Raw genomic sequence first — 22,285 nt, forward strand, 5'->3', positions numbered from 1 at the left:
TTGTTTTCGACCGGTCTCGATCAGGAGGAGCGGCGGGCGCGGGCGGCGCGGCGCTTGAGGGAGCGGCGCTCATCCTCGCTCATGCCTCCCCAGACGCCGGCGTCCTGGCCGTTCTCCAGGGCCCACTTGAGGCAGGTCTCGACCACCTCGCAGCGGGCGCACACCTCCTTGGCCCGGGCGATCTGGGCGATGGCCGGACCGGTGTTGCCGACCGGGAAGAAGAGCTCGGGGTCGACAGTGAGACAAGCAGCCTGGTTACGCCAGTCCATGAGTGCTTCCTTCGGGCAGGTGAGTCAAGAAGAGGGGAGGGCCGAGCGCGTCGTGCCCACCCGGTAGGGGGCCAGAGTGGCCGTCGCGCGTCCTGGGGAAACTTTCACACGCCGTTCTCCCAACGGCAAGACCTGACGCGTGTGAGACCGTCGATGAAAAGATGTTGCAATTCTCACAGTCGCGATTCCCCGTCAGCTCGTTCTCTCACGCATGGCCGGACGCCCCTGAGCGGCCTCGCCGTGAACCACCTGCAAGGGCGTGAAACGCCCGTGATCCACGAGCACGCCCCGCCCCGGGGCCAGAGGGGCGCGGGGATCGATCACCCCTCGCAGTGGCGCCCCGGCCACCTGTGCCGCCGGGCCCGTGCCCGGGCACAGGATGACCAGCGAGCCCCTCTCCTTGAGCGTCATCAGCGGGCCCCGGAAGGATCCCGCCACGCGCTCGGTGGTCGCCGAGACGAGCACGCCCCGCCCCTCGCCCAGTGCGGCGGCGATCTCCGCCTCCGCCTGGGCGTGAGAGGCCTGGGGAAGGAGATCGGCATCGTCGATGACCAGCGGGGCGGTCCTCTCCGGCGCCTGGGCGGCGAGCGCGCCCTCCAGCGCCCGCAGTGCCGTGGTGCGCCCCGATCCAGGGGGCCCGGTCACGAGGACGGCGCCGCTGGGGACCGGAAGAGGAGCGGCGTCGTCGCCCCCGACCGCCCAGGTCCCGACGGGCAGCAGCGAGGGGCGCGCCTCGCGGGGGATCGGAGCCAGGCGCAGCGGACGGGCGGCGGCGAGGCCGCGAGCGGCCCGCTCGCCGGGCGCGGGCAGGAGGATCTGGATGGGCGTCGACTCCGCGCCGTCCACCAGCGCCCCTCGGCCGGGCGCCGCGCCGGTGACCGTGCCCCGGGGCAGCCCGGCCAGCGAGGCGAGGGTCGGCGTCGAGGCCCCCAGGACGATACGGTGCCGCAGGGATCCCGCCCACCGGGTGCCGGCCAGGCCGAAGGGCGCGCCGATGATCAGCGCCGTCCCCGTGGCCGGCGCGATCCTCGTCAGCGCCTCCACGAGCTGCTGGCCCTCGCCCGGCCCCAGCGCCTCATCGACGGCGGGGATGAGGGAGTCGACATCATCCAGGACGAGGATCTCTCCCGTCAGCCGGCCCTCCGCCGCCAGGCGCCACAGGCGCGCCAGTCGCCGGGGATCATCCGGGCCCACCACCGTGCCCATGCCCACGGCGCCCTCGGCCAGGGACGACAGGGGGCTCGGCGCGCCGCAGCGGTGGACGACGCGGCCCGCCGCCAGCGCCCCGAGCGCCGCCGAGTCCAGCGCCGTGGTCCTGCCCGACCCCGCCTGACCGAGCACGAGCAGCGACTCCCCGGTGTCCCAGCGCCACAGTCCCAGCGATTGCTCCTCCGGCAGATCCGTCATCGCCAGGGCTACTCCCTCGCCCCTCTCCGTCCGCGATCCCCCGGGGTGGCAGGCGGTCGAGACCAGCTCGCCCGCCTGCCCCCTGTGGGCCCGCTCGGGCAGTGGCGGGGCCCAGGGCCGCCACAGGCCATTGGAGATCGCACCACTGCCCGTCCCCGTCCCGCTATCGGGCGAGCGCGGGCCCTGATGGGCCTGGCGCACCTGCTCCACAAGCGCTTCGAGTTCCCCGCGAGGGCCGCACCAGGGGGACTGGAGGACCTCCTGGCTCCTGGAAGCGGCGCAGCCCTCGACGATGACCCTGCCCGGATGGCGGGGGAGCAGAGCGGCGCCGTCGTGCCCGAGGACGTCCCGCGAGTCCGCCGGGTCCAGGACTCGCAGGCAGGCGCGGATCGTCGTGTTGGCGCGCATCGCCGGAGAGACCGCGCCGGCGGGGCGCTGCGTGGCCAGGATGAGGTGGACGCCGAGGCTGCGGCCCTGCGCCGCCACCCGCACGAGGGCGTCGAGGACCTCGGAGTGCTGGCCCGCGAGGGTCGCGAACTCATCGACGGCGATGAGCAGGCGGGGAGGAGCCTCCCCGCGGGCGAGCGCGCCGACTGCGGGAGCCGAGACGCATCGGCGCTCGAGCTCGCCCAGATCCCGGACCCCGTGCGCGGCCAGGAGGCGCTCTCGGCGCCGGAGCTCGGCCTCCAGCGAGGACAGCGCCCGTGCTGTGGCAGCGGGGTCGAGATCCGTGAGCACGCCCGCCGTGTGCGGCAGGTCCTCCAGGGGGCCGAAGGTCGCCCCGCCCTTGTAGTCGACGAGCACCAGGCACAGCCGCTCCGGCGGCACCCCCAGGACCAGTTGCAGGAGCCATGCCGTGAGCAGCTCGGACTTCCCTGAGCCCGTCGTCCCGGCCAGAAGGGCGTGGGGCCCGTCGGCCACGAGGTCCACGTCGATGGCGCCGCGCGGCCCGACGCCGAGGATCGCGGGCAGCCGCATCCCGCCAGGGCTTGTCGTCCGCCAGCGCTCGCGGATGGCCCGCGCGCTGAGAGGGCCGGTGAGCTCGGGGAGGATGATCCCCTCGGGGGGAGCCAGGGGATCATCCACCCCGGTGGGAACGCCTCGCCCGCGGGGCCCGGCGGGACCGGAGCGCCGGGGAAGCCGCCGGCCTGAGGCGAGGAGGACCGTTTCCCACCAGCGATCGGTGACGGCCGGAGCTCCTCTGGGAGCGCGTCGTGCGCTCAGGGCTCTCGCAGGGAGGTCCTTGCCCTGGGGCGCGATGAGCAGTTCGGCGCGATCACCGCGCCAGGTCGCCACGATCCCGGTGGACTCGGCCTCCCCGACCATCTGGAGGTCCAGGGCGCCGCGGCTCGCGCCGAGCGCCGCCGAGGGGACCCCGCCCGGGGCTCTCCAGCTCGCCGGGGAGTGGGGGACCAGGGCGCGCGCGGCCCCCGGAGCCCGGGAATCATCGGGCTCGCCGGGCGCAGCAGGCGCATCGGGCGCAGACATGCCCGGCGCCTCCTCGGCCCGCCCGCCGGCCAGCGGCGCGGAGGCGAAGTCGGCTGGTGCTCCGATCCGGGCCAGCACCTGAGCCGCCCACCATCGCTGTGCCCGCAGGGCGCCCGCACCGGTGAGGGCCAGGCGATCCCCTGCCCGGAGCGTCAGGGCGGTCCCGCGCCGACGGTGCCCGAGCCAGGCCGCCGGCTCCTCGCCCGAGGCGCCCGAGCCCGCTCCCGGGGCGCTGAGGGGCGAGGCCCCCGCAGTTCCGGACAGCGCCCGCGCCGCCACGGCGAGGAGCGCCTCGGAGGGGTCGGGCCGCCGATGCGACCGCCCCCGCCATCCCGCGCGGGCGCTCTCGGCCCCGCGTTCCCGGGCGCCCCCACCGGAGAGCAATGAGCCGATCCTCATGATGCCCATGAGGAGCATCGGCGCCAGCATGAGCATCCCCATGCCACCGCGCCCGCCCATGCGCAGCGCACCGACCACGATCGCCCCTATGACGAGCAGGCAGAGCAGGCCGGCGATAATGGAGCCGATCCGCCTCCTCCCGGAGGGCCGACCGCTGTCGGGAGCCGGGACGAGGAGCGAGGCGGGCCGGCGCCGCAGTTCCAGCACACTGCCTCCCACCCTCAGGCGCTGGCCCTCGTGGAAGGCGCGCGGGCGGCGGAGCCGGCGCCAGCCTCGCAGGCGTCGTCGCGCCCGGGTGCCGTTGGCCGAGCCCGCGTCCCCGATCATCACGCGGTCGGCCCTGCAGCGCACCCGCAGGTGCTCACGGGAGACCTCCGGATCGCTCAGCGCCCCGCAGCGCCCGATCGTCCCCGAAGCGGGCAGTGGGAGGACCAGGCCTGCGTCGGGGCCCGAGAGCACCGCCATGTGCCAGGCGCGGCCCAGGGCATGGCGGGCCGCGGAGACGGGGGAGTCGAAGGCCGGGGAGGGGGAGCGCGAGGGCATGGCATGAGAGTGCGCCCCGGGGCCGGGCCCGCGCTCGGCCAGTGTGGATGGACCTCCGCTGGGGCTGCGTGATGTCCCCGGTGGTTCATGGCGGATGGCGAGACGACGGCGCCACTGCTCCCGGGGCACCGCTGTCCCCGGGAAGTGGCGGACATGGGGGAGGATGGGGGCATGACTGAGCGAACCGCGCCCGCTGTGCCCGCTGCGCCGTCAGTGCCATCAGTGCCGTCGACCCCCGACGAGCAGCTCGACGCCCTCCTGGCCTCCCCGGAGCTCGCCGGCGTCCCCGAGGCCGACCGCCTGCGCTGGGCCGAGCTCGTGCGCGCCATCGAGGCCGCCCGCGCCGACTACTACGACGCCGTCGAGAATGTCGCCGACAGCGCGGGCACCGGCAAGGGGATCGTCGCCTCCGCCATCTCCGACGCCGATTACGACGAGCTCTACCGACAGCTCGAATCCCTCCAGGGGGCCCACCCGGCCCTCGACAACGCGCTGTCCCCCACGCGCACCGTCGGCGGCAGTGCCACCCGGGGCTTTCCCCCCGCCACTCACCACGAGCGCATGTACTCCCTGCAGGACGTCTTCAGCCTCGAGGAGGTCGGGGAATGGGCTGCGCGCATGAGCGCCGCCACCGGGCGGGCCGACGCCGACCTCGCCATGACCGCCGAGGTCAAGATCGACGGCCTGGCCATCGCCCTGACCTACACCGATGGACGTCTGACCCGTGCCGCCACCCGCGGCGACGGCACCACCGGTGAGGACATCACCGCCAACGCCCGTACTATCGACTCCATCCCGGAGCGCCTCACCGGTGCCGAGCCCGAGGGCCCCGCCGGCCCCGGCCTGCCCTCCCTCGTGGAGATCCGAGGCGAGGTCTACTTCCCCGTCGAGGAGTTCGAGGCCTTCAACGCCGCCAGCCGCGCCGCCAATGAGAAGGCCGAGGCCGATGACGCCGCCGGGCGCGCCGCCCGCCGGGGCGCCGCCCTGCCGGTCTTCGCCAATCCCCGCAACGCCGCCGCCGGATCCCTGCGGCAGAAGGACCCCCGGATCACCGCGACCCGGCCTCTGGCCTTCATCGCCCACGGCATCGGCGCCATCATCCCCGGCCCCGGAGCCGATCTTCCCGCCAGCCAGCACGAGTGGTACGAGCTCCTGGAGCGCTGGGGGCTGCCCACCTCCCCCTACAACGCCATCGTGCGCGGCGCCGCCGAGCGGCAGGCCTACATCGACCGCTACGCCGAGCACCGACACGACCTCCTCCATGAGATCGACGGCATCGTCTTCAAGATCGATGACCGCTCCCTCCAGGACGAGCTCGGGCACACCTCCCGCGTGCCCCGCTGGGCAACCGCCTACAAGTACCCGCCCGAGGAGGTCCACACGCGCCTGCTCGACATCGGTGTGCAGGTCGGCCGCACCGGGCGCGTCACGCCCTTCGGGATCATGGAGCCCACGCGCGTCGCCGGCTCCACCGTCGCCCGGGCCACCCTCCACAACGCCGCCGAGGTGGCCCGCAAGGGCATCCTCATCGGCGACATGGTGGTGCTGCGCAAGGCCGGCGATGTCATCCCCGAGATCCTGGGGCCCGTGGTCGCCCAGCGCGACGGCACCGAGCAGCCCTTCGTCATGCCCTCCGACTGCCCGTCCTGCGGCACCCCCCTGGCGCCCGCCAAGGAGGGGGACGTGGACCTGCGCTGCCCCAACACGCGCTCCTGCCCCGCTCAGGTCACCGAGCGCATCGCTCATATCGGCTCACGCGGCGCGCTCGACGTCGAGGGCCTGGGGGACGAGGCCGCCGTTGCCCTCACCCAGCCCGACGCCGGGCGCCCCGAGGCCATCGCGGCGCTCGCCGCCGGGGCGCGCCTGGAGACCGAGCGGGGGAGCCTTCGCCTCGAGGCCGCCGAGTTGGGGGCCCTCCGCCCCTCCCAGCGCGTTGACGCCGTCGAGGCCCTTCTCGCCGAGCACGGCATCATCGAGCAGGACCCCGCCATCGCGGGGGAGGGGGAGCTCTTCGACCTCACCGCCGAGGACCTGCGCGACGTCATGGTCTGGCGCCCGGTCGCCGCGCACGGGCGCCCCACCGGTGACTGGCGCCTCGTCCGTTACTTCTGGACCAAGGCGATCCTCACCAAGGACGGCGAGGTCAAGAAGCCGGCAGCGCCAGCCAAGAACGCCACCGCCATGCTCTCCCAGCTCGCCGCCGCCAAGGACCAGCCCCTGTGGCGAGTGCTCGTGGCCCTGTCCATCCGCCACGTCGGTCCCACCGCCGCCCGCGCGCTCGCGGCCCGCTTCGGCTCCCTGGACGCCCTTCGCGTCGCGAGCCCGGAGGAGCTGGGAGAGGTCGAAGGCGTGGGCCCCGCCATCGCCGCCTCCTGGATCGAGTGGATCGGCGTGGACTGGCACGCCGAGATCCTTCAGCGCTGGGCAGCCGCCGGCGTGCGCACCGCCGACGAGGCCCCTGACAGCGGGGCCCCCGCTCGCACCCTGGAGGGACTGACCGTCGTCGTCACCGGCGCCCTGGAGGGCTTCACCCGCGACAGCGCCAAGGAGGCCATCGTGGCGCGCGGCGGCAAGGCCGCCGGGAGCGTGTCGAGGAAGACGAGCTACGTCGTCGTCGGCGCCAATGCCGGTTCGAAGGAGGCCAAGGCCCGCGATCTCGGCCTGCCCATCCTCGACGAGCTGGGATTCGAGACCCTCCTCGCCGGCGGGCCGACTGCCCTCGGCGCCATGGGGGCATGACGGGCCGGGGCGGGGGATCGGCACGCGCGGCCGACCCGCGTGCCGATCCCCCGCCCCGCCGGTGCTCATCGTCCCGGGCGAGGAGGACCACGTGGTGCCCGTGAGCGGGATGAGGGACCTCGGCGCCGGTGGCCGGACGGGGCGGGCCTTCGGCCTCCTCGGCCTCCTCGGACGACGGTCCACGGCGGACGGTATCGTGGGGTCGTGCATCTCAAGACGTTGACGATCAAGGGCTTCAAGTCCTTCGCCTCGTCAACCACGCTGCGCCTGGAACCGGGCATCACCGCCGTCGTCGGCCCCAACGGCTCGGGGAAGTCCAACGTCGTCGACGCCCTGACCTGGGTCATGGGAGAGCAGGGCGCCAAGAATCTTCGCGGTGGCACCATGGCCGACGTCATCTTCGCCGGCGCCGGGTCGAGGCCCGCGCTTGGGCGCGCCGAGGTCTCCCTGACCATCGACAACGCCGACGGCGCCCTGCCCATCGACTACTCCGAGGTGACCATCACCCGCACGCTCTTCCGAGGCGGTGGCTCGGAGTACCAGATCAACGGCGCCCAGTGCCGCCTCCTCGATGTCCAGGAGCTCCTGAGCGACACGGGCCTGGGGCGCCAGATGCACGTCATCGTCGGCCAGGGCCAGCTCGACGCCGTTCTGGCCGCCACCCCAGAGGATCGCCGCGGCTTCATCGAGGAGGCCGCCGGCGTCCTCAAGCACCGGCGCCGCAAGGAGCGCGCCCTGCGCAAGCTCGACTCCATGGCAGCCGACCTCGCGCGCGTCGCCGACCTGGCCAACGAGCTCCACCGCCAGCTCGGGCCCCTGGCCAAGCAGGCCGCCGTCGCCCGCCGCGCCCGCACCATCCAGATCGAGGTCCGCGACGCCACCGCCCGGCTGCTCGCCGACGATGTTGTTGCTGTCCAGCAGCTCCTCGAGGCCGGCCAGGAGGACACGGCCGCCGTGACCGCGCGCCGCACCGCCGCCGAGGAGGCCGAGAAGGCCGCCCGTGATCGCTTGGCCGGGCTCGCCGAGGTCGAGGCGGGCGCCGGGCGCAGGCTCGCCGCCGCCACCCAGGTGTGGGAGAACCTCGCCGGTGCCGCCCAGCAGCTCTCCTCGCTCGCCGACGTCGCCGCCGAGCGTGTCAGGGGCCTGGCCAACGCGCCCGAGCCGTCCTTCGGCACCGACCCCGAGGAGCTGGACCGGCGCGCTGAGGCCGCCGCCGTCGAGGAGGCCGAGCTCGCTGAGCGGATCGAGTCGACCCGTAGCGCGCTGGCCGCCGCCACCCAGGAGCGGGTGGAGGCCGAGGCCGCGCAGAGCACCGCCGAGAGTGCGCTCGCCGCCCTTCAACGCAGCCAGGCCGAGCATCGGGAGAGGGTGGCGCGCGCAGGCGGCCGTCTGGCCTCCGCGCGCTCCCGCCACGAGGCCGCCACTGCCGCCCGAGAGCAGGCCCGCATCGCCCTGGTCGCCGCGGAGGAGCGGCGGGCCGCCGCCCAGGCCGCTCTGGAGGAGGCCGCCCCCGGGGCCGGTGGCGCCGCCGCCGCGGAAGAGGACGCGCCGGGGAGCGCCAGCTCCGAGCAGGTGGAGGCCACTGCTCGCCACGAGGCGGCGACGGCGGCCCTCGCCTCCGCGCGCGACGCACTCGCCGCCGCGACCGAGGCCCGCTCCCAGGCAGTCTCCGAGCAGGCCACCTGGGCGGCCCGCCGCGACGCCCTGGCACTGTTGCTGCGGGCGGAGGACGCCACCGCTGAGCTCGCCGAGGCCGGCCTGGAGGGATTGCTCGGGCCGCTGCCCGAGCACCTGAGCATCGAGAAGGGCTGGGAGAACGCCATCGCCGCGCTTCTCGGGGATCTGGCCGCAGCCGCCCTGGCCGCCGACGAGGCCGCGGCCATCGCCGCCCTGGAGCACGCCCGCAGGGCCGAGGCCGGGGCGATCCGGCTCATCATCGCCCAGGAGGGGACTGACGGCGACGACGGGGCCTCGGATGCGCCCGAGCCCCCGGTGGAGGGGGGCGGGCCCGGTCTCGATCGTGATATCGACCGGTCTCGGCCCGTACCCCCGGTGGAGGGCGCTGTCCCCGCCAGGGGCCTGGTCACCATCCAGGCGGGTACCGCGCAGCGCTCCGGCCTCCAGGCCGCGTTCGATCGCCTGCTCGCCGGGGCGTGGGCCGTGCCCGATCTCGAGACCGGCGCCGCGGCGCGCGTCGCCGACCCGCGAGCCAGAGTCGTCACCCGCGACGGTGACATCCTGGCCCCCGGATGGGCCGGCGGAGGCGGGCGCGGCTCGGCCAGCGTCCTGGAGCTCGCCGCCGCCCATGACGAGGCCGCCAGTCGGGCCGAGACCGCCCGCGAGGCCCAGGAGGCGGCGGAGACGGCCCTGGTGGAGGCCCGCCAGGCCGAGGAGGCCTGCAGAGGCGGCCTCACCGCCGCCCTGGAGCAGCTGCGCCGCGCCGACGCCGAGGCCGCCCGCGAGGCCGAGGCCCTGGCCCGCCTCGCCTCCGCCGCCCATGCGGCCACCGAGGAGGCCGGGCGAGCCAGGCGCGCCCTCGAGCGCGCCGAGGAGGAGACCGCCCGGCGCGCCGCCGAGCTCGCCGCCGCCTCCACCGCCCTGGCCGAGATCGAGCAGGCCCCCGGCCCGGGCGCCCCCGACGGCGAGGAGGGCGGCGGGTCAGGGGCGCCGGTGGACGCCGAGGCGGCCATTGAGGCAGCCCGGGCGCGCCGCGATGAGGCGGCCGAGGCGGCCACCGCCGCCCGCGCCGCCGAGACCGATGCCCGTCTCGCCCTTCGCACCGCCGAGGAGCGCGAGCGCTCCGGGCGGGGCCGCTCCGAGTCCCTGCGCCTGGCCGCCCGGCGCGAGCGCGAGTCCCGAGCGGCCGCCGAGCGCGCCCGGGAGCGCCGGGCGCGGCAGCTCCTCGTGGCCCAGCGGGTGCGCGATGAGGCCCGGCGCTCCGCCGAGGCGGGCCGCGAGTGGGCCGCCGAGGCGGCGCAGCGGCGGGCCGCCGTCGAGGCGGAGCGCACCGAGTCCCTGGAGGCCACCCGGGAGGTCCGCGATGAGATCGACCGCCTCACCAAGGAGATCGCCGCGCTCACCGACGCCGCCTACCGGGAGGAGATCGCCCGCGCCGAGCACCGCACACGCCTGGAGGCCCTGGCCGAGCGGGCGCTGACCGAGCTCGGGCTCGAGCTCGATCCCCTGGTGGAGGAGTTCGGACCTCATATGCCCGTCCCCGAGATCGAGCAGGACGACGCCGAGCCGGCGCCGGGCCCGTCAGAGCCGCCGGGCGCCTCTGAACCGGAGGCCGCCGAGCCGGGGGAGGGGACCGACGCGCAGCGCGCTTCGCGGACTCCGAGGGCCCGCCCCGGGCGGCCCTACGCGCGCGCCGAGCAGGAGAAGCGCCTGGCCCGTGCCAAGCGCGACCTCGCCCGCCTGGGCAAGATCAACCCCCTGGCCTTCGAGGAGCACGCCGCGCTGCAGCAGCGCCACCGCTTCCTCGCCGAGCAGCTCGCCGATCTCAAGCGCTCGCGCGCGGACCTGCTGGACATCGTCGAGGAGATCGATGCGCGCGTGCAGGAGGTCTTCACCTCCGCGTATCAGGACACAGCCCGTGAGTTCGCCTCCGTGTTCGACCGCCTCTTCCCCGGCGGCGAGGGCCGCCTCGTGCTCACCGACCCGGGCGACATGCTCACCACGGGCATCGAGATCGAGGCGCGGCCGGCGGGCAAGAAGGTCAAGCGCCTCTCCCTGCTCTCCGGCGGGGAGCGATCCCTGGCGGCGGTCGCCCTGCTCATCGCGATCTTCAAAGCGCGTCCCTCGCCCTTCTACGTCATGGACGAGGTGGAAGCGGCCCTCGATGACACGAACCTGGGGCGCCTGCTGGAGATCTTCACCGAGCTTCGCGAGTCCAGCCAGCTCATCATCATCACCCACCAGAAGCGCACCATGGAGGTCGCCGACGCCCTCTACGGCATCACCATGCGCGACGGCATCACCCAGGCCGTCTCCCAGCGCCTGGCGCGCAAACGGGGCGCCGACGGCGATGAGGGCACTGGGGGCTGACACGGGGCGCGGGGCATCGGGCATGATGGGGGCATGGACCCGATGCTCGTCGTGATTGCCGTCCTCGCCGTCCTCGCCCTGGCGGGAGGGCTCTGGCTCGTCTCCGGCCGCCGCCGCGGCCGCGTACCCCCCGAGGTCAGCCCCCACAAGCCCCTGGATCGCGAGGAGGCCCTTCCCACCGCCAGACCCGAGGAGGCGGGGGCGGGGACCGAATCCCCCGGCGAGGCCCCTGAGGCCGGGGAGCGCGCCGGGGGCGCCGTCGCCACCCTGGAGCGGCCCGAGTCCATCCCCGGGCGCATGCAGCGCCTGCGCGCCCGCCTGGCCGGCTCCGGGGGCTTCGGCAAGGCCATCCTGTCGGTCCTGTCCCGCGGCGACCTGTCCGAGTCCGACTGGGAGGAGATCGAGGACACCCTGCTGACCTCCGACCTCGGCGTTGAGGTGACCATGGAGCTCATGGACGGGCTGCGCACCCAGGCCAAGGTGCTCGGAACCTCCGACCCCGAGGCCATCCGCGGCGTCCTGCGCTCCGGGCTCCTCGAGCTCGTCGACCCCACCATGGACCGCTCCCTCAACCTCGCCCGGCCCGCGGCCGCCGAGAGCGCCGATCTGCCCGCGGGCGCCGAGCCCGCCGCCGCGATCCTCATGGTCGGCGTCAATGGCACCGGCAAGACCACCACCTGCGGCAAGCTCGCCCGCGTCCTCGTCGCCCAGGACAGGACCGTCGTCATGGGCGCCGCCGACACCTTCCGCGCCGCCGCCGCCGAGCAGCTGTCCACGTGGGGCCGGCGCGTGGGCGTGGAGGTCGTCCGCTCCGAGCGCGAGGGCGCCGACCCCGCCTCCGTCGCCTTCGACGCCGTGCGCAAGGCCGCCGACCAGAACGCCGACGTCGTCCTCATCGACACCGCCGGGCGCCTCCAGAACAAGGCCGGCCTCATGGACGAGCTCGGCAAGATCAAGCGCGTCATGGGCAAGATCGCCCCCGTCGGCGAGATCCTCCTCGTCCTGGACGCCACCACCGGCCAGAACGGCATGCGACAGGCCCAGGTCTTCTCCGAGGCCGTGGGCGTGACCGGCATCGTGCTCACCAAGCTCGACGGCACCGCCAAGGGCGGCATCGTCGTCACCGTCCAGCGCGAGCTCGGAGTGCCCGTCAAGCTCGTCGGCCTGGGTGAGGGCGCCGACGACCTGGCCCCCTTCGATCCCGAGGGCTTCGTTGACGCCCTCCTGGCCTGAGGGCGAGCACCGGCGCTCGCCTCCTCACTCCCGCGCCCGCAGGAGGGTCCGCGAGCTCCCGTCGCCTCGTTCTCGGGAAGCGCCTCGACCACGCGCGCGACCTGCTCGCCGAAGAGTCCGGCGGGGTCGGCTACCCCTCGCCCGCACGACGACCACCCCTTCCGCGCCGTCCTCGCCTGGTTGCGGGCCACTGCTTGACCCTCACGCGGTGTGAGGCGGCAGGCTGCGCCGCATGAGAGATCCTCAGGGCATGGATGACGCTCTTCCCCAGCGCCCGACGCCGACTCCGATGCCGGCCGCAGCCGAGGCCCCCGCGCGAGGGGACGACTGCACGGTCGGCGCCGCCGCGCGGCTGCTGGGCGTGAGCGTGCGCGCGCTCCACCACTGGGACGCCATCGGCCTGCTCACCCCTTCAGGACGCAGTTGGTCCGGATACCGCCTCTACAGCGACGCCGACCTCGACCGCGCCCAGCAGATCCTCGTCTACCGCGAGACCGGCATGGGCCTGGCCGCGATCGGCGAGTTGCTTGACGGCGCCCCGGCGACGGCCGCCGAGCACCTGGTGGAGCAGCGCCGCCTCCTGTCCGAGCGGATCTCCCGCCTGACGCGGATGGTCCGCGTCATCGACACCATGATGGAGGCAGAGACCATGGGAAATCACATGAGCGGGGCCGAGCGGGCCCGGGCCTGGCACGGCCAGTGGAGCGAGGAGTACGCCGCGCAGGCCGAGGAACGCTGGGGCGGCACCGACGATTGGGCGGAGTCCGAGCGGCGCAAAGCCGCCATGACACTGGACGACTGGCAGCGGGCGGCCGATGAGGCCAAGCGCTTGGAAGCCGATCTCGCCGATGCCATGCGCCGCGGTGTCGCTCCCGGCAGCCAGGAGGCCAATGCCCTGGCCGAGCGCCACCGGGAGGAGCTGAACCGCTGGTTCGATGTGACCGTGCCCAAGCAGGTGCTCATCGCCCACGGCTACGTCGACGATCAGCGCTTCACCGATCACTACGATGCTGAGGAGAAGGGGCTGGCGGCCTGGATCAAGGAGATCATCGACGCATCCGCCCTCGCCCAGGGGGTGGACCCGGGCTCGGTCACCTGGGAGTGACGCGCGGGGTGGGGGAGCGCGCTTGCCCTGGCCGCTATCCTGGGCGGCAGCAACGCGGAGTCCGGGTGGCGCCATGCCGCTCGGGCCCGCACCCCCGACCGGCGCGTCCGCGCCCCAGGAAGGACCCCCGTGTTCGGCAACCTCTCCGACCGGCTCACCGCCTCCTTCAACTCACTGCGCGGCAAGGGCCGCCTGACCGAGGCCGACGTCGAGGCGACCGTCACCGAGATCCGCCGCGCCCTCCTTGAGGCCGACGTCGCCCTGCCCGTTGTGCGCGCCTTCACCGCCGCCGTGCGCGAGAAGGCCGTCGACGCCGCCCGCTCCCAGGCGCTCAATCCCGCCCAGCAGGTCATCAAGATCGTCAACGACGAGCTCATCGAGGTCCTGGGCGGTGCCACCCGCGAGATCAACTGGGCTGACCGCGGCCCCACGATCATCATGCTCGCCGGCCTCCAGGGCGCCGGTAAGACGACGCTCGCCGGCAAGCTCGGGCGCTGGCTCAAGGGCGATGGCAAGCGCGTCCTGCTCGTGGCCTCCGACCTCCAGCGCCCCAACGCCGTCACACAGCTCGGCGTCGTCGCCGAGCGCGCGGGCGTGGACATCTGGGCCCCCGAGCCCGGCAACGGCGTCGGCGACCCGGTTCAGGTGGCCGCCAGCGGTGTCGAGCAGGCTCGCGCCAAGGGCTACGACGTCGTCGTCGTGGACACAGCCGGCCGCCTGGGCGTGGACGCGGAGATGATGGATCAGGCGATCCGCATCCGCGACGCCGTCGCCCCCCACGAGATCCTCTTCGTCCTGGACGCGATGGTCGGGCAGGACGCCGTCAACACCTCGGTGGCCTTCCGCGACGGCGTGGGCTTCACCGGCGTCGTGCTCTCCAAGCTCGACGGAGACGCCCGCGGTGGCGCGGCCCTGTCCGTGCGCGGGGTGACCGGCGCCCCGGTCCTGTTCTCCTCCACCGGCGAGGGCCTGGACGACTTCGAGCGCTTCCACGCCGACCGCATGGCCAGCCGCATCCTCGACATGGGCGACCTGCTCACCCTCATCGAGCAGGCGGAGAAGACCCTCGACGCCAAGGAGGCCGAGGACGCCGCCGCCAAACTCGCCAAGGGCGAGTTCACCCTCGACGACTTCCTCACCCAGCTGCGCCAGATCCGCAAGCTCGGCTCGATGAAGAAGCTGCTGGGCATGATGCCCGGCATGGGGCAGATGCGCGAGGCCATCGAGGCATTCGACGACCGCGAGGTGGACCGCATCGAGGCGATCGTCTGCTCGATGACTCCCGCCGAGCGCAAGGACCTCACGATCCTCAACGGCTCGCGCCGAAGCCGTATCGCCAAGGGCTCGGGCACTACCGTCCAGGCGGTCAACGAGCTCGTCGACCGCTTCGAGCAGGCCAAGAAGATGATGGAGGCCATGGCGTCGGGCGGCATGGGAGGCGCCGGCGGCCCGGGTGGAATGCCCGGAATGGGGTCGCTGCCGTCCATGGGCAAGCACTCCAAGGCCCGCCAGGCGCCCAAGGCCAAGAAGAAGGGCAAGGGCGGCAAGAAGGGCCGCTCCGGCAACCCCGCCAAGGCGGCGCGCCAGGCCAGGCAGACCGCGCGGGGGGCCCAGGATGCGCCCGCCGCGCCGGTGGCCGGATCCTCCTTCGGGCTGGGCCAAGCGGCAGGCGGGGTAGCGGGCGCGGGCAGTACCGGCAGTACTGCCGGCGGCTACGGCATCATGCCGGGCCAGCAGGCCGCCCCTGCGCAGTCCCAGCAGGCCGCTGTCTCCGGTGGCGATGACGTCGCCGACGCCATGGCAGCGCTCCCCGAGGACCTGCGACGCCGTCTCGGGCTCTGAGGCCGGCGGGGTAGCGGCCCGCGGACTCAGGCGCTGAGGGCCTCGATCCCGCCCTTGGTACCCGGGCCCCGGTGACGCGCCCCCGTAGGTGGCGCGGGGCCCTCCGCTTCCGCGAGGGCCGCGTTGTCGGCGTCATGGACGCTCGTGCTCCCGTGTCCCGGCTCCGGCCGCGTCCTCTATGTCGGCGAGGGCCTGCGAGGCGCTGAGCGACCGACGGATCATGCCCGTGCCCCGGACCGCTGGGTGGCGAGTGGCGGCGATCGCTGCGTCAATTCTGCTGCCTCTGCTGCCTCTGCTGCCTCTGCTGCCGTGGCGGAGGGCGCAGAGGCGGCTTCAGACCGTGGTATGAGACGGGGGCTGCGCCGATTGGTGGGGGCTTTCACCGGGTGGTGCTGCTCGCGCCCACTGGTGCGGGCAGGACGCACCAATGGGTGCGAATAGCACCGTGCCGTTCAGTGCGGGATGCGCCGCTGGCGCCTCCGTGGGCGCCCAGGCCGCACCCGCCGGCTCGTCGGGTGTTGTCTGTTGGTCGGGGTGTCTGGCCGGGTATGCCGCCGCCTGGTCGCCGACGTGCGCAGGGGTTGTGGATGTGTCCCCGGGGCGCCTCCACAACCCCGGGCCCCGCGTCGAGGGCGGCGGGTAGAGGACGAGCTCGTCACCAACAGCACGAACTCGATGCTGGGGAGGCTGCCGGCTGCTCCGACAACCACCCGTTCCTACAGCCAGCCGTTGCGCTCGGCGGTGTGGGCCGCCTCGGTGCGGTTGCGCGCGTGGGTCTTGGCGATCGCGCTGGACAGGTAATTGCGCACCGTCCCCTTGCCCAGATGCAGTCCCGCCGCGATCCCGTGGGCGTCATCGTCCCGGGCGGCCAGGCGCAGCACTTCCTTCTCCCTCTCGGTGAGTGGATTGGGGCCCAGGAGCACCGACTCCTGGGCCAGGGTTGGGTCGATGACCCGCAACCCTGAATGGATGCGGCGGATCGCGTCCGCCAACTGCTCCGGGGGAGTGTCCTTGACCAGGAAGCCGCTCGCCCCGGCCTCCAGCGCCCGCGACAGGTACCCCGGCCGCCCGAAGGTCGTCACGATGAGGCTGCGGCAGGCCAGCCCGGAGGCTGCCAGCGCGGCGGCGGCGGCCAGGCCGTCGCCATCGGGCATATCGATATCCAGTAGTGCTACATCGGCGCCATGCTCGCGGGCGGCCGCCACTACCTCGTTGCCGGTGCCCACCTGCGCCACCACCTCCAGATCCGTCTCCAGCCCCAGCAGAGTGGACATCGCCCCGCGCACCAGCGCCTGGTCATCGGCGATGAGCAGGCGGATGCCCCTGGCCGCCGCCCCTGGGATCGCCGTGCTCCCCGCGTTCCCCATGCTCACAGCACGACCTCCATCTCGGTTCCCGGTCCGCCCGCTCCATCCGGCTCGTATCCAGGCGGTGACGGCACGGGGCTGGCCAGGAGCAGTTCACCGCCCGCTGCCTCCAGGCGCTGGCGCAGCCCCCGCAACCCGTTGCCGGGCGAGGCTCCCTCCATCCCCCGCCCGTTGTCCGTCACGACGATCCGCCCCGGAGCCAGAGCGATCCTCACCCGGGTGGCCGCGGCGTGTCGGAGGATGTTCGTCGTGGCCTCGCGCAGGGCCCAGGAGACCAGCTCGCGCTGGCCCAGCGCGATGTCCTCGGGGCCGCCGGTGATCCCTGCGTCGATGCCGGCGGCGTTGAAAGCCGTGCGCGAGGACTCGATCTGACTGGCCAGATCCGGGGTGCGCAGGCGCGTGACGGTGGAGCGCACATCGGCCAGGGCGGCCCGAGAGAGCTCGATGACCTCCGCGAGCTCGCGTTCGGCCGCCTCGGGATCCCTGTGCAGGAGCCTTTGGGCCACTTCCGCTTTGAGGGTGAGAACGGTGAGCGAGTGCCCGAGGATGTCGTGCACGTTCCTGCCGATCTCCTCGCGCTCGGCCATCGCCGCCTCCGCGCGGGCCCGCCGGGCGCGCTGCACCTCCTGCTCGGAGAAGAAGCGGGCGATGACCACGAATCCCGACGACGCGATGCAGCTGAGTGTCATGAGCCCCGACTCACCCGGGCCTGCCGCTAGGACGACGGCCAGGGCGGCCAGGCACATTCCCGCGCTGGCCGCCAGACCTGTGCCAAACCTGGTGGTGAACAGGACGACTGCGCAGAAATAGGGCAGGAATACCGCGTAATACCAGGTGATCGCGATCGTGGACCCAACCGCGCAGAGTCCCAGGAGGATGAGTGGACGAATCGCAGGGGCGAACTCCTCGCGCAGTGCCGAGCCCGGGGTGAGCCGGGAGAAGTCACCGCGCTTGGTGATAAGGCTGACCTCGATCACGTAGATGACCGCGAAGGCCGCCATGCCGGAGGTCCCCAGGATCTTCGCCCACAGCGGGGCCCGCGACGCCAGGAGGAAGGCGATCCCCGGTAGCAGGAAGCCGATCCAGATGGAGGTCTCCCAGTCGACCGCACCATCCGGGCGCGCCGGGCCAGGTCCAGCGCCAGTCCCGCCAGTTGGGCGTCTGCGGCGTCGCGGCCAGGGGGCCCGTCACCCGCTCGCTCATCGCCGGCTCATTCCCCGGCGGTGGGAGAGCAGGCAGACGGTGGCGATGATAAGCGTCCATGCCATGAGGTTAGCGACCTGGATCCACGGGCTCTCGTGGACGATGCTCGAGGCCGTGTTGATGACATCGCCCATGATGGGGCGCTGCGCGAGGGTCGCGGCTCCGTAGAGCGGCGTGTAGTGCGCGATCGTGAACAGCGTCCCGGACAGCGGCATGAAGATGTTGGACAGGAAGGCCCACACCGTCACGGAGGCGGCGGCCGTGCCCACGGCCCCCTGGGAGGGGAACCACATGCCGATGGCCAGGCCGTACAGGGCGAAGGGGATCGTCGGCAGTAGGCTGCCCGCGTACGAGCCCAGCCAGACGAGCGGGTTGTCGCACTGTGCGCCCATGAGGGCCCCGGTGGTGAAGAGCAGGGTGGTCGGTACGAGTGACAGCAGAACCGCAGCGGCGGATTTGACCAGGTAGTACGTGCGCATTCCACCGGGGGTCAGTCCCATCTGGCGACCCCATCCCCCCGCGAGTTCGACGGCGCAACTCCCCGCCATGGTCGTGGCCGCCATGGCGGTGCTGAAGGCCGCCATATTGACCATGATGACGGCGTTGACATTGCCTCGGCCCGCATCAATATCGCTGTAGGAGGCCATGGTCCCGAACAGGAGGTACATGCCCAGCGGCATGATGACGATGAAGATGATCGTGTCCGCCCTCAGGACCGTCGCGCGCAGCTCGCAGAGCAGGTAGGGGATCGGGCTCGGGCGCTCCGAGGGGGCCGGGTCGATCGCGGTGCTGGTTTTAGTATTGGTATCGGCGCTGGTCTCAGTTCTCATGGCGGTCTCCGGGCGGTGTCGAGATGGTCGTGGACGGGCGTGCCCGAGCGCTTATCGCGCCGGAGGGGCGGACGCTCCTCCGGCCGGTCCTCCGGCCGGCACGGAGTCCTCGACGAGATCGGCGAAGACATCGTCGAGGCTGAGAGCCGTGATCCCCAGGTGGTGGGCGGGTGTGCGGGTCAGCAGGATGCGGGCGACGTCGTCGGGCGCGGTGGTCCGCAGCTCGACGTGTTCGCCGCGCACCGCGACGTCCTGGAGCGAGGCGCGCACCTCGGCCAGCGCCTCATCGAGCGCGGCCACTCCGGACATGCCGGGCCAGGTGGCGGTGACAATGGTGCCCTCGCCGAGCGCCCGCACGTCGTCCACCGAGCCCGAGGCGATGATCCGGCCGTGGTGGATGATGACGATCCGGTCGGCGAAGTCCGCGGCCTCCTGGAGGTAGTGCGTGGCGAAGAGGACCGCCTTGTTCCCGGCGGCGCGCTCGCGGATCGCGGCCCAGAAGGAGCGGCGGGCGGTGACGCCCATGCCGGCGGTGGGCTCGTCGAGCACCATGAGATCCGGGTTGCCCAGCAGGGCCAGGGCCAGGCGCAGGCGCTGACGCTCGCCCCCGGAGCACTTGGCCACCCTCCGGCCCAGGATCGGGGAGATCCCGGAGAGTTCCTGGACGGACGAAATATCGTGGCGAGCTCCGCGCATGGCGGCCACAGCGCGGATCGTCTGGCCCACCGTGTAGTCGGGCAGGAGGCCACCCTCCTGGAGGATCGCGCCGGTGCGCAGCCCCCGGGCCGCTTGGGCGGGGGTGAGGCCGAAGACCCGGGCGGCCCCGGCATCGGGGGAGGAGAAGCCCAGGATGATGTCCAGGGTGGTGGACTTCCCGGCGCCGTTGGGACCGAGGAAGGCCACGACCTCGCCGGGGGCCACGCGCAGGTCGATACCGTCGACGGCGCGCACTGGCCCGAAGATCTTGACCAGGCCGGTTACCTCGACGGCCGGGGGCTGCGCGCTCCTCTCGGCGAGCGGGCCCGGGGCGGGCGAGTGACCGGAGGGTTTCAGGGCGCCTGGGCCGCCCGTCATGTGCTGCACCATGGCCCCATGGTCGGAGCGATGGGCGATGCCGGGTACTGAGAGCTGTCACCATCCGCCGATGACAGATGTCACGGGGGCGGGACCGTCTCCCGGCGGCCTTCCCCGCGCCAGCCGAGGGCCGGACGTGAGAACGCGGCGTTTCACGGTCTCGGCTAGTCTCACGGGGTTCACCCGGAACCGGACTGACGGGACCCCTCATGCCCATCGCCATGCCCATCGCCCTCCCGGCGGCCCTCCCCGCGGCTTCGGACGAGCCTCTCGCCGAGCGGCTCACCGAGTCGCTGGGGGCCTTCGAGGGCTTCGTGTCGGGCAAGATCCTCGTGTGGATCCTGCTCGGCGCCGGGCTCTTCCTCACCCTGGGCACCCGCGGCGTTCAACTGCGCCTCTTCACCCGAAGCCTCCGCCTGGTCCTGCGCTCGCGCCACCAGCGCGGATCCCTCTCCAGCTTCCAGGCCTTCGTCATCGGCCTGGGCGGGCGCGTGGGCACCGGCAACATCGCCGGCGTCGCCCTGGCGGTCACCATGGGCGGGCCCGGCGCCCTGTTCTGGATGTGGGTGGTCGCCCTGCTCGGCATGGCCACATCCTTCGCCGAGTCCACACTCGCCCAGGTCTTCAAGGTCCGCAACGCCGACGGCATCTTCCGGGGCGGGCCCGCCTACTACATGCAGCGGGGCCTGGCCCTCGCCGGGCGCGGCGGGATCGGCCGGGCGATGGGCGTCGTCTTCGCGCTCATGCTCATCTTCTCCTACGGGCTCATCTTCCCGATGGTCCAGTCCAACACCATCGCGGCCACCCTCGACTCCTCCCACCACGTGTCCACCACGGCCACCGCGATCGTCCTCATGCTGGTGACCGCCCCGATCCTCCTGGCCGGGATGCGCTTCGTGGCGAAGGTGACCGAGTGGCTGGTGCCCCTCATGGCCCTGGCCTACATCGCCGTGGTCGCCGTCGTCATCATCGTCTCGCTGCCCAGGGTCCCCGGGGTCTTCGGGGATATCATCGCCGGCGCCTTCAGCCTGCGGCCGGGCCTGGCCGGCGTGGGCGGGGGCCTGTTCGCCACCTTCCTCAACGGCACCAAGCGCGGCCTGTTCTCCAACGAGGCGGGCCAGGGCTCCTCGCCCAACGGCGCGGCCACCGCCGACGTCGCCCACCCCGTGGTCCAGGGACTCATCCAGTCCCTCGGCGTCTTCATCGACACGATCGTCATCTGCACCGCCACTGGCCTGACCGTGCTGCTGGCCGCCCCCTCGATCTACACCCCGGGGGTCGAGCCCGAGTGGGCCGAGACCACGCTCGTCCAGCACGCCCTGGCCGACGCCCTGCCCGGCGGGTGGGTCGTCTGGTTCATGACCTTCGTCGTGGCGACCTTCGCCTACTCCTCGGTGCTGGGCTACTCGAACTTCGCGGAGGTCAACCTCAGCTATCTCGGCGGCGGGCGCCGCACCGGCGTGGCGCTGCGCCTGGCGATGACGGCGGCTACGGGACTGGGCGCGGTCGTCGCCCTCGACCTGGCCTGGGTGATGGCCGACGTCGCCCTCGCCCTCATGACCATCCTCAACCTCGTGGCCGTGCTCTGGCTGAGCCGCTGGGTCTTCGCCGTTCTGCGCGACTACGACCGCCAGCGATCCGATGGCGTCGCCGAGCCGGCCTTCGTCGCCGAGCGCGCCGGCCTGCCCGCGGACCTCGACGGCGATATCTGGACGGCGGACAAGGCCGCCGCGCGCGTGTCCAGCCTCGACGAGGAGGCCTGAGCGGCCCCGGAGTCTCGTCCACGGGCCCCGGGGCATCGGGCCCGCTCTGGCGGAGCGCCCTGTGGGCGATCTCGCACCACGCCACCGCTGGTCGGTGGCGCTCGCGGTGGCGGCCTCTTGGCGGCATCTGGCACAATCCCCTGTGCACTCGAGCGCGCGAGGCCCCTCTCCCTTGCGCCCTCGCGTCTCGGCTCCCGCCGGAAACCGTTGCTTGACCCCACCGGGGATCGGCGCGGGCCAAACCATCCAGAACCAGGAGTTCAACCAAGTGGCAGTCAAGATTCGCCTCAAGCGCATGGGCAAGAAGTTCGCCCCCTTCTACCGGGTCGTCGTCCTCGACTCCCGCAAGAAGCGCGACGGCCGTGTCATCGAGGAGGTCGGCCTCTACGACCCGATGCAGGAGCCCTCGCTCATCAGCATCGACTCCGAGCGGGTCCAGTACTGGCTCGGCGTGGGAGCCCAGCCCTCCGACACCGTCTTCAACCTGCTCAAGATCACGGGCGACTACCAGAAGTTCAAGGGCCTGCCCGGCGCCGAGGGCCGTCTGAAGGTCAAGGACGCTGCGGCCGCTGCGGCCGCCAAGGAGGCCGCCGTCAAGGCCGTCTCCGACGACGCCGAGAAGCGCAAGGCCGCCGCCGCCAAGGCGAAGGCCGACGCCGAGGCCAAGGCCGCGGAGGGGTCCTCCGGGGACTCCGCTCCCGAGGTCCCCTCCGAGGAGGCCTGACATGCTCGCCGACGCGCTCGAGCACCTCGTTCGCGGGATCGTCGACAATCCCGATGACGTCACCGTCACCCCCCGGTCGCTGCGCCGCGGCGACCTCCTCGAGGTGCGCGTGAACCCCGAGGACCTCGGTCGCGTCATCGGCCGCTCGGGCCGCACCGCCCGGGCCCTGCGCACGGTCGTGGGCGCGCTGGCGGACTCGCCGGTGCGCGTCGACGTCGTCGACACCGACCGCCGCTGAGCACGGAGCGGCCG

The 22,285-nt window shown here is 73.3% G+C and carries 14 protein-coding genes; 8 read left to right on the forward strand and 6 right to left on the reverse strand.

The features are described 5' to 3' along the window. Positions 1-20 precede the first annotated feature (20 nt). Together B1H50_RS06385 and B1H50_RS06390 are read right to left on the reverse strand one after the other, a co-directional pair. Positions 21-269: a WhiB family transcriptional regulator gene (locus B1H50_RS06385; protein ID WP_017177051.1), complete on the reverse strand. Its 249-nt coding sequence runs from the start codon at positions 267-269 to the stop codon at positions 21-23. Positions 270-461: 192 nt separating this feature from the next. After that, entirely contained in the window at positions 462-4,106 is a 3,645-nt protein-coding gene (locus B1H50_RS06390) for an FtsK/SpoIIIE domain-containing protein (protein ID WP_080462950.1), read from the reverse strand. A gap of 171 nt (positions 4,107-4,277) precedes the next feature. Here B1H50_RS06390 and ligA point away from each other — a divergent pair, with 171 nt between their 5' ends. The 5 genes from ligA (at position 4,278) to ffh (ending at position 15,072) form a co-directional block, all read left to right on the forward strand. After that, entirely contained in the window at positions 4,278-6,845 is a 2,568-nt protein-coding gene (gene ligA, locus B1H50_RS06395) for an NAD-dependent DNA ligase LigA (protein ID WP_080462951.1), read from the forward strand. Between the two features lie 204 nt (positions 6,846-7,049). Further along, positions 7,050-10,892, forward strand: a complete 3,843-nt coding sequence (locus B1H50_RS06400) for a chromosome segregation SMC family protein (RefSeq protein ID WP_080462952.1) — start codon at positions 7,050-7,052, stop codon at positions 10,890-10,892. A gap of 33 nt (positions 10,893-10,925) precedes the next feature. Beyond that, positions 10,926-12,125, forward strand: a complete 1,200-nt coding sequence (gene ftsY, locus B1H50_RS06405) for a signal recognition particle-docking protein FtsY (protein ID WP_080462953.1) — start codon at positions 10,926-10,928, stop codon at positions 12,123-12,125. A 232-nt stretch (positions 12,126-12,357) separates the two neighbouring features. Next, complete coding sequence (locus B1H50_RS06410) at positions 12,358-13,230, forward strand: MerR family transcriptional regulator (protein WP_229657891.1); 873 nt, start codon at positions 12,358-12,360, stop codon at positions 13,228-13,230. A gap of 129 nt (positions 13,231-13,359) precedes the next feature. After that, positions 13,360-15,072, forward strand: a complete 1,713-nt coding sequence (gene ffh / locus B1H50_RS06415) for a signal recognition particle protein (RefSeq protein ID WP_080462955.1) — start codon at positions 13,360-13,362, stop codon at positions 15,070-15,072. Between the two features lie 716 nt (positions 15,073-15,788). Here ffh and B1H50_RS06420 read toward each other — a convergent pair. From B1H50_RS06420 to B1H50_RS06435, 4 genes are all read right to left on the reverse strand, one after another. Further along, complete coding sequence (locus B1H50_RS06420; RefSeq protein ID WP_080462956.1) at positions 15,789-16,439, reverse strand: response regulator transcription factor; 651 nt, start codon at positions 16,437-16,439, stop codon at positions 15,789-15,791. A 2-nt stretch (positions 16,440-16,441) separates the two neighbouring features. Beyond that, positions 16,442-17,440, reverse strand: coding sequence for a sensor histidine kinase (locus B1H50_RS06425; RefSeq protein WP_229657892.1), 999 nt, complete (start codon positions 17,438-17,440; stop codon positions 16,442-16,444). Between the two features lie 198 nt (positions 17,441-17,638). Next, complete coding sequence (locus B1H50_RS06430; protein ID WP_080462958.1) at positions 17,639-18,472, reverse strand: ABC transporter; 834 nt, start codon at positions 18,470-18,472, stop codon at positions 17,639-17,641. Between the two features lie 51 nt (positions 18,473-18,523). Continuing rightward, entirely contained in the window at positions 18,524-19,558 is a 1,035-nt protein-coding gene (locus tag B1H50_RS06435; protein ID WP_080462959.1) for an ABC transporter ATP-binding protein, read from the reverse strand. Between the two features lie 197 nt (positions 19,559-19,755). On the opposite strand from B1H50_RS06435, the gene B1H50_RS06440 reads away from it, so the two are divergent. The 3 genes from B1H50_RS06440 (at position 19,756) to B1H50_RS06450 (ending at position 22,271) form a co-directional block, all read left to right on the forward strand. After that, the gene (locus tag B1H50_RS06440) at positions 19,756-21,309 is read left to right on the forward strand and encodes an alanine/glycine:cation symporter family protein (RefSeq protein ID WP_229657893.1); all 1,554 of its coding nucleotides are present in this window, start codon (positions 19,756-19,758) and stop codon (positions 21,307-21,309) included. A gap of 268 nt (positions 21,310-21,577) precedes the next feature. Then, positions 21,578-22,033, forward strand: a complete 456-nt coding sequence (rpsP, locus tag B1H50_RS06445; RefSeq protein WP_080462960.1) for a 30S ribosomal protein S16 — start codon at positions 21,578-21,580, stop codon at positions 22,031-22,033. Position 22,034: 1 nt separating this feature from the next. After that, a complete protein-coding gene (locus tag B1H50_RS06450; RefSeq protein ID WP_080462961.1) occupies positions 22,035-22,271 on the forward strand; it encodes an RNA-binding protein in 237 nt (78 codons plus the stop codon). Positions 22,272-22,285 lie beyond the last annotated feature (14 nt).

Source organism: Actinomyces gaoshouyii (assembly GCF_002072175.1).
In the GTDB taxonomy this organism is placed as follows: Bacteria; Actinomycetota; Actinomycetes; order Actinomycetales; family Actinomycetaceae; genus Actinomyces; species Actinomyces gaoshouyii.

Excerpts from the sequence above, each read along its gene's own strand:
- ligA (WP_080462951.1), top strand. The coding sequence starts at position 4,278 with ATGACTGAGCGAACCGCGCCCGCTGTGCCCGCTGCGCCGTCAGTGCCA.
- B1H50_RS06420 (WP_080462956.1), bottom strand. The coding sequence starts at position 16,439 with ATGGGGAACGCGGGGAGCACGGCGATCCCAGGGGCGGCGGCCAGGGGC.
- B1H50_RS06430 (WP_080462958.1), bottom strand. The coding sequence starts at position 18,472 with ATGAGAACTGAGACCAGCGCCGATACCAATACTAAAACCAGCACCGCG.
- B1H50_RS06425 (WP_229657892.1), bottom strand. The coding sequence starts at position 17,440 with ATGGCGGCCTTCGCGGTCATCTACGTGATCGAGGTCAGCCTTATCACC.
- B1H50_RS06410 (WP_229657891.1), top strand. The coding sequence starts at position 12,358 with ATGAGAGATCCTCAGGGCATGGATGACGCTCTTCCCCAGCGCCCGACG.
- B1H50_RS06450 (WP_080462961.1), top strand. The coding sequence starts at position 22,035 with ATGCTCGCCGACGCGCTCGAGCACCTCGTTCGCGGGATCGTCGACAAT.
- B1H50_RS06435 (WP_080462959.1), bottom strand. The coding sequence starts at position 19,558 with ATGGTGCAGCACATGACGGGCGGCCCAGGCGCCCTGAAACCCTCCGGT.
- B1H50_RS06440 (WP_229657893.1), top strand. The coding sequence starts at position 19,756 with ATGCCCATCGCCATGCCCATCGCCCTCCCGGCGGCCCTCCCCGCGGCT.
- ftsY (WP_080462953.1), top strand. The coding sequence starts at position 10,926 with ATGGACCCGATGCTCGTCGTGATTGCCGTCCTCGCCGTCCTCGCCCTG.
- B1H50_RS06385 (WP_017177051.1), bottom strand. The coding sequence starts at position 269 with ATGGACTGGCGTAACCAGGCTGCTTGTCTCACTGTCGACCCCGAGCTC.
- B1H50_RS06390 (WP_080462950.1), bottom strand. The coding sequence starts at position 4,106 with ATGCCCTCGCGCTCCCCCTCCCCGGCCTTCGACTCCCCCGTCTCCGCG.